2 protein-coding genes are annotated in these 7,845 nt (G+C 71.4%); both read right to left on the bottom strand.

Annotated features, from left to right (window positions below; all coding sequences use genetic code 11):
• Positions 1 to 51 precede the first annotated feature (51 nt).
• Positions 52 to 4,803, bottom strand: coding sequence for an SDR family NAD(P)-dependent oxidoreductase (locus tag AC5Y4Q_RS21565; RefSeq protein WP_499960163.1), 4,752 nt, complete (start codon positions 4,801 to 4,803; stop codon positions 52 to 54).
• Between the two features lie 19 nt (positions 4,804 to 4,822).
• On the bottom strand, positions 4,823 to 7,845 hold a 3,023-nt coding region (locus tag AC5Y4Q_RS21560), incomplete at its 5' end, for a KR domain-containing protein (protein ID WP_499960162.1).

The following is a 7,845-nucleotide window of genomic DNA, read 5'->3' as shown; positions in this document are numbered from 1 at the left end:
AGCGACGATCCGACCCTCCGGCCGACGCGGCCGACCCCCCAACCATCCCGCTCAACTCAACCTCTCCGACAGCTGCGCGAGCAGCTCGTCATCGCTCATGTCGTCATAGGCGTCGGTGCTGTCCTGTTCGGCGGCCTCCACCAGCTCGGGCAGGATCGTGGCCAGGTACCCGGTCAGCGCTTCGATGGTCGGATAGTCGAATACGACTGCGGCCGGCAGTGTTTCGCCGAGGCTGTCCGACAGCGCCCGCTGCAGGGTCACGCTCATCAACGAATCCATGCCGGAGGCGAAGAATCCGGCCGTGGGGTCCAAGGCGTGCCGTGACGCCAGGCCCATGGCGGCCACGACCTGTGTGGTGACGTGGTCGCGCAGCATCTCCAGGCGCTGTTGCGGTTCGGCTTCGGTCAGGGCGCGGCGGAACTCGGTGCTCACCGGCGCCGAACCGTCGGCCGGCTCGGCAACGGCCAGCAGGTCATCCACGATGTGCAGCGCCGCCCGGGTGCGGTAGGCGGTGGCCAGCCGCGGCCAGTCCGCCGCCACCACGGTGTGCCGCACGGCGCTGTGGGCGCCGATCACCAATGGCAGCGCTCCGATCGCCACGTCGTCGCTCATCGGCTCGAGGCCGGACTCCACCGTCACCTGGCGTTCGACGTCGGATTGGGTGTCGTTGAGCGACTTCCACAGGCCCCAGTTGATCGCGGTGGCCGGCAGCCCGGCGGCGCGACGTGCGTAGGCGAAAGTGTCCAGGAACGTGGTGGTCGCCGTGTAGTGCGCCAGCCAGCGCGACCCGGTGATTCCGGAGATCGACGAGAACAGCACGAAGTGGCGCACCGGGTGGCGCAGTGACAGCTTGTGCAGCACCGCGACCACATCGAGCTTCGGCCGGAACATGGCGGTGACGTCGTCGTCGGTCATGTCGCGCAGGGTCACCGGCCCACCGGCGAAGGCCGCCACGTGAATACCGGCCAGCGGCGGCAGGTCGGGACCGAACCGGTCGAACAGCGCGCTCATCGCCGTCTCGTCGGCCGCGTCGGCGGCCACCGTCACCAGCGTCGTCCCGGTCGAGGACAATTCGGCCGCCAGCTCGTCAAGACGCGTGCCCGGGCGCCGCGACACCGCGACGATGGTCCGGGCCCCGCTGGCCGCCAGCTGCCGAACCAGCTGCGGCCCGATGTTGCCGGTAGCCCCGATCACCAGATGGCAGCTGTCCGGGTCGAATTCGACGGGTGTGGCGGCCCCGGTCGGACGGCCCTTGCGCAGCCGCGGGACGCGGCGGACGCCGGCGCGGTAGACGATCTGGTCCTCGGTGTCGGCGGCGCCGGCCTCGGTGAGCAGGTACCCGGCGACCAGCGCGGCCGGAACCGATTCGTCGACGTCGACGACCCGGCCCCAGATCTCGGGATGCTCCAGGGCCAGGCTGCGGCCCAGGCCCCACAGCACGGCATGGGCGGGATTGGCCCGGTCGCCGTCGCCGACGGGTTGGGCGTTGCGGGTCAACAGGAACAACTTCGCCGGGACTGGCTGATCCGCCATGGCCGCGGCCAGCCGCCGGCCGGTGTTGAACACCTGGTAAGCCGGGCCCGCACTGAGGTCGGCCGCCGCCGTCGTCGGCGCGTACAGGACGTGGGTGGCCCCGGGCAGCGCCGCGGCGAGTGCCGCCGGGTCGGCGTCGGCGGCCAGCATCGTCACCGTGCCACCGAGCAACGCGGCGATCTCGGCACCCAGGACATCGTCGCCGATCACCAACCAGGACTGCTCGGCGGTGTCGGCCGCGGCCACGTCGCTGGCCGGCCAGGTCAGCTCGCACCACCAGTCGGTGGGCACCGCACCGGGGTGGCCGGTGGCCCGGTCAGCGCCGCTGCTCACCGGGCCGGCGGCGCTGCGGACGGCAACGGTCTCGATCCAGTAGCGGTTGTGCTGCCACGGCGTGGTCGGCAGCACCGGATGCGGTTCCGGCGGATGCGGTGTCTGCGGCGGCTGGGCGGTGTGCGTCCGGTTGAGGTTGGTGTGGAAGCTGACCGCGTCGTCGGCGTTGCGCGCCAGGGTTCCCACGCTGTGGTGGTGCCCGCCAAGGGCCTCGCAGGTGTCGGCGATCGCGTGGGTCAGGATCGGGTGCGCACTGACCTCGACGAAGGTCGTGTGTTCGGCGCTGGCGGCGGTGACGGCCTGCGCCAGCAGCGCGGGCTGCCGCACGTTGTTCACCCAGTAGTCGGCGTCCAGCAGCGGCATGCCACCGGCGGGCATGGCGCTCTCGGTCACGGTGGAGAAGAACGGGATGGTGGCGACCTCGGGTGTGAGGCCGGTCAGCGCCGCGCGCAGCTCGGGCAGGATCGGGTCCATCAGCGCGGTGTGCGAGGCCACTTCCATGTTGACCCGTCGGGCGAACTTGTTCTGGGCGCTCACGGCGGCGATCACCGCGTCAACCGGCGCCACCGGGCCGGCCACCACGGTCTGCTTGGGCGAGAGGTAGCCCGCCACACTGACACCCGGGTAGGCGGCCAACAGTGACTCGGTAGTCTCGGCGTCGAGATTCAGCAACGCCACCGCGCCCTGGCCGGCCTGCTGCGACATCAGCCGGGAGCGGGCCGCGATCACCCGGAAGCCATCGGCCGGGCTCAGGGCGCCGGCCACCACGGCGGCGGTCACCTCCCCCATGGAGTGACCGATGACGGCGTCGGGGTGCACCCCGTAGGAGCGCCACAGTTCGGTCAGGGCCAGCTGGAGCCCCATCAGGACGGGCTGGACCTGCGCGTCGCCGCTGACCGGTTCACCGCCGGAGATCACCTGCCACAGCGAGAACCCGACGTGTTCGACGAACGCCGGCTCCAGCACGGCCAGCGCCCGGGCGAACGCCGGTTCGTCGGTGAGCAGTTGCCGGCCCATACCGGCCCAGTGCGAGCCCTGCCCGGAGTACACGAACACCGTGCCGGGCCCGCATGGCCCGTCGTGCGGACCGACGACACCATCAGCCGACGTGCCGGCGGCCAGCGCCTGCAGACCGCGTATGGCCTGGCCGCGGTCGCGGGCGCACACGGTGGCGAACTGGGCCTGGCGGGCGCGGTGGTGGTTGAGGGTGTGTGCGACGTCGGGCAGTTCCACCTCGGCGCCGTCACCGTTCAGCCAGGCGGCCAGGTCGCCGGCGGTCGCCGCGATCCGTTCCGGGGTCCGCCCGGAGACCACCAGCGTGGTGACCGCTGGATCTGCTTCGCGCGCAGTGACTTTGGCTGGTGGCGCCTGCTCGATCACCACGTGCGCGTTGGTGCCGCCGAAGCCGAATGAGGAGATCCCGGCCCGCCGCGGGTGGTCGGTGGACGGCCAGTCCTGTTGTTCGGCAACGACTTTCAGACGCAACTGGTCGAAGGCGATGTGTGGGTTCGGGGTGTTGAAGTGCAGGTTGCGCGGGATCTGCCCGCGCTGCACGGCCAGCACCGATTTGATGAAGCCGACCATGCCGGCGGCCGCCTCGAGATGGCCCAGGTTCGACTTGGCGGCACCGAGCAGCAGCGGCGCATCCGCGGGGCGTCCGCGTCCCAGTACCGTGCCCAGCGCCCGCGCCTCGATCGGGTCGCCGAGCAGCGTTCCGGTGCCGTGGGTTTCGACGTAGTCGACTTCCTGAGGCGCGATACCGGCGTCGGCGTAGGCCGAACGCAGCACCGCCATCTGGGCGGCCGGGTTGGGCGCCAGCAGGCCGTTGGAGTGGCCGTCCTGGTTGATCGCCGATCCGCGGACCACCGCCAGCACCCGGTCGCCGTCGCGCCGGGCATCCGAGAGCCGCTTGAGCACCACGACACCGCAGCCCTCGCCGCGGACGAAACCGTCGGCCTCGGCGTCGAACGCATGGCATGCGCCCGTCGTCGACAGCGCACCGCTCTGGTCGAAGCCGCGGAACACCGCCGGGGACATCAGTAGGTTCACCCCGCCGGCGATGGCGGTGTCACACTCGCCGGTGCGCAGGCTGCGGCACGCCAGGTGCAGAGCGACCAGCGACGACGAGCACGCGGTGTCCACGGTCACCGAGGGGCCGCGCAGATCCAGGAAGTACGACAGCCGGTTGGCGATGATGCTCAGTGCGCCACCGGCGTTGCTCCAGGCGTCCACGCCTTGCAGGTCGGCGGAGGCGTGGCAGCCGTACTCGGTGATGCTGGCCCCGACGTACACGCCGGTCTGCGAGCGCCGTAGGGAGGTCGCCGGAATCCCGGCGTGCTCCAACGCTTCCCACGCCACTTCCAGCAGCAGCCGCTGCTGGGGGTCCATCTTGACGGCTTCGCGGCTGGAGATCTCGAAGAACTCCGCGTCGAAGGCGGCGATGTCGCTCAGGAACGAACCCCACCGGGTGGTGCGGGCGATCGCACTGGTGGTCTCGGGCGACCCGTCGTCGAACGGCGCCCAACGGTCGGCCGGCACCTCGGTAACCGCGTTGCCGCCGTCGATCAGGAACTGCCACAGCGCTTCCGGCGAGTCGATGTCGCCCGGGAACCGGCAGCCCAGACCGATCACCGCGACGGGCTCGTCGGAGCCGAGCCGGCCCGGCTCGGGGGTCGACTCCTCGTCGGCGGACTCCGGCTCGATGAGGAACTTCGCCAGCTCCGCGACCGACGGGTGCTGCCAGAGCTCGACCGGCGAGACTTTGCGGCCGAGCAGTTCCGACAGCTCTCCGCAGAGCACCACCGCGTCGCGGGATCCGACGCCCAGGTCGTTCAGCGACGCGTTGAAATCGATCTCGTCGGGGCTGCAGCCGATATTGGTGACCAGGTAGTCGGCCAGCCAGTGGCGCAGGGATTCTTCGTCAAATGCTGCGGTCATGCGAGGGACTCAATTCCCACTAGATCCCGTCCCATCCGGCCGGAGCCGATTCCACGCTGTCGAACAGCTCATTCAACACACTGTCGGCCGACTCGGGCAGTGCGCCGTTGGCGGCCGCCGGGTCGTCGCCGGACTCCTCCTGCGGCAGCAGCTTGCCGGTCAGGTGTGCCGCCAGCGCCGCAGTCGTCGGGTGGTTCCACAGCATCGTCGCCGACAGTTCCAGGCCGACGAGCGCTTCGATATCGCGCCGGACGGCCATCGCCATCACCGAGTTGAGGCCGAGCTCGGCGAACGGCCGGTCCAACTGCAGATCGGCCTCCGGCATGCGAAGCTCGCGGGCCAGAATGCTGCGCAACCCGATTTCCAGCTCGCTGAGTATCTCATCGGCGGGCAGCTGCGACCAGTCGCGGGTCGGTGCGGCACCGTCGGCAGCGGAGGATCCCGGCCTCCCTACGGAGCCTTCCAGGGGCAGCGGCACCATGACGGCCTGGGCGACGTCGTAGTGCTCCACGTGGTCCCAGGCGGCGAAGGCTTCGGCCGGGGAGATCGGGCGGGAACCCATCCGCTCCAACTCGTGCAGCACGACGTGCGCCTCGGCGCCGAAGCCGAGGCCCTTCCAGGCCACCCAGTCCAAGCTGACGCTGTGGCAGCCCCGCAGATGGCGGGCACGGGCCAGCCCGTCGAGGTAGGCGTTCGCGCTCGCGTAGGCGCCCTGGCCGGGCACCCCGAACACCGCGCCCGCCGCGGCGGTCATGAAGAAGAAGTCCACGCTGGCCGGCGGGAACAGCTCGTGCAGCACCTGGGCGCCGGCGACCTTCGGCCACATGGTGTCCCGGAGCCGGTCGTCGTCGACCTCGGTCAGCAGCTGGCCCTCGGTGACGCCGGCGGCGTGGATGATGCCGCGGATCGGCGGTGCTCCCGCCGCGTCGCGGCGGGCCAGCAGGTCGACCACGCCGTCGCGGGAGCCGATGTCCAGGGCGGCCACGTCGACGCTGACGCCGCGCCGCTCCAGCGCCCGGATGGCGGCGACCTTATGCCGGATGTCGGCGTCGAGGTCGTCGTTGTCCCAGTCGCGCCGGGGCGGTAGCGCGCTGCGCCCGGCCAATACGAGCCGGCGGGCGCCGCGGTCGGCGAGCCACCCGGCCATCAGCAGGCCGAGTGCGCCCATGCCGCCGGTGATCAGGTAGGCGCCGTCGGGCTGGCACACCATCGGCTCGCGTTGCGGCGGACCGGAGATCGGGGTGAACGTCGGCGCCAGGAACTGGCCGTTGCGCAGCACCAGAATGGATTTCGCCGGGGTGCGCAGCACCGCCGACAACGTCCCCACGCCCTCGGCGATGCCGGCGGGGTCGGCGGGTAGGTCCACCAAGCCGCCGCACAGCTGCGGTTGCTCGGCGCGGATCACCCCGGCCAGGCCCCACAGGCAGCTTTGGCGCACCGCGGCATCAGACGCCGCCTCGTGCACGCCCTGGGTGACGATCCACAGCGCCGGCGGGTGGGTGTCCCGCTCGGCCAGCCGCGCCACCAGGTCGGACACCTCGCCGACCAGGCGGGACGCGCAGTCCAGGTCGGACTCGTCCGGCCGGGAGTCGGCGACGTAGACGACGGCCTGGGCCTCGGCAATGCCGGCCGTGCGGTGACCGGCTGCGGTCAGTCCGCCCAGCAGGGCCTCGGCAGCGGCGCCGTCGCCGACCACCGCCAGCGTGCCGGGCTGGTCCGGGGTGCCCGGCGCGGCGTCCCAGGGCCGCCATTCGATGGCGTGCGCGATCGAGCTGGGGTCCTGGGCGGGGGTCGCGGTGTCCAGCGCCGCGTAGCGCAGTCCGCGGATGTCGGCGCAGCGTCCGCCGTCGGGCGTGGTCACCGCGATGTCGACGACGAGCGGCCCGTCGCCGCCGTCGCGCCGGTGCACGGTGACGCCGGCCCGGCCGTCGGCGGGCGGTGCAGCAGCGAACCGGATGCTGTCGACCGCGGCGGGAACCATCAACTCCGGGTTGGACCCGTCCACTAGCCGCGCGACGTGCAGCGCGGCGTCGAGCAGCGCCACCGTCCCTGGCGCGGACTCTGCTGCTTCGATGTCGGCCCGCAGCTCCACCGGCGTCGACCGCCCGGAGACCAGCGACCAGTCGAAGGGGCGGCCTTCGCTGCCCCAGGTCAGCCACAGCGAGGTCACCGCGTCGTCATCGAATTGCGTTCCGGCGTGGCCGTTTTTGTGCATCGCCGCGGTGCCGTCCGAAGCGGGTTCGCCGCGGGGTGTGATACGGGCGCTGAGGTGTTTGATCCAGCGCACGCCGGCGTCGTCGTCGGTGACCGACTTCGATGACACCGACTTCGACAAGATGACCACCGATTCGGCGTCGGCGACGACCTGGATGGTCCGCGGCCGGTCGACCAGGATCGGGTGCTCGAAGCGGATGTCGCTGACGGCCGGCTGCCCACTGACCGCGATCGCGGCCTCGGAAAGCGTTTGCAGCAGCACCGATGCCGGCACCAGCTCCACACCGTTGTTGCGGTGCACACCCGGGTATGGCTTGGACTCCGGAGCCAGCCGCGCCTGCCACAGGTGCACGGTCGGCGTGGCGCCGATCTTGATGTGCGTGCCCAGCAGTACGCCGGGCCGCGGTGCGGATTCGGCTGCGCTGACGGAGTTTTCGTTCTCCAGCCAGTGGTGGGTGTGCCGCCACGGCGAGGCGGGCAGCACCGGGTGCGGCTCGGCCGGGTGCGGCAGCTCCCGAGGGCTGACCGGGTGTGCCCTGTTGAGGTGCTCGTGGAAGCTGACCGTGTCGTCGCCGTTGCGCACCAATGTGGCGACGCTGCAGTGCGGCACCGTCTCCAGGTTCTCGTCGATGGTGTGGGTCAGGATCGGGTGCGGGCTGATTTCGATGAACGTGCCGTACTTCTCGCCCGCGGCGGTGATGGCCTGGCTGACGCGGGCCGGCTGGCGCACGTTGTTGGCCCAATAGTCGCCGTTGAGCACCGGCGCCGGCCCGGCCGGGTCGACCACCGTGGAGATGAACGGGATCTGCGGGGCCGCCGGCACCAAAC

This window comes from Mycobacterium sp. NGS16 (assembly GCF_059813225.1).
The sequence above is the reverse complement of the archived record's forward strand: the minus strand, read 5'-3'. Positions and strand labels throughout refer to the sequence as shown.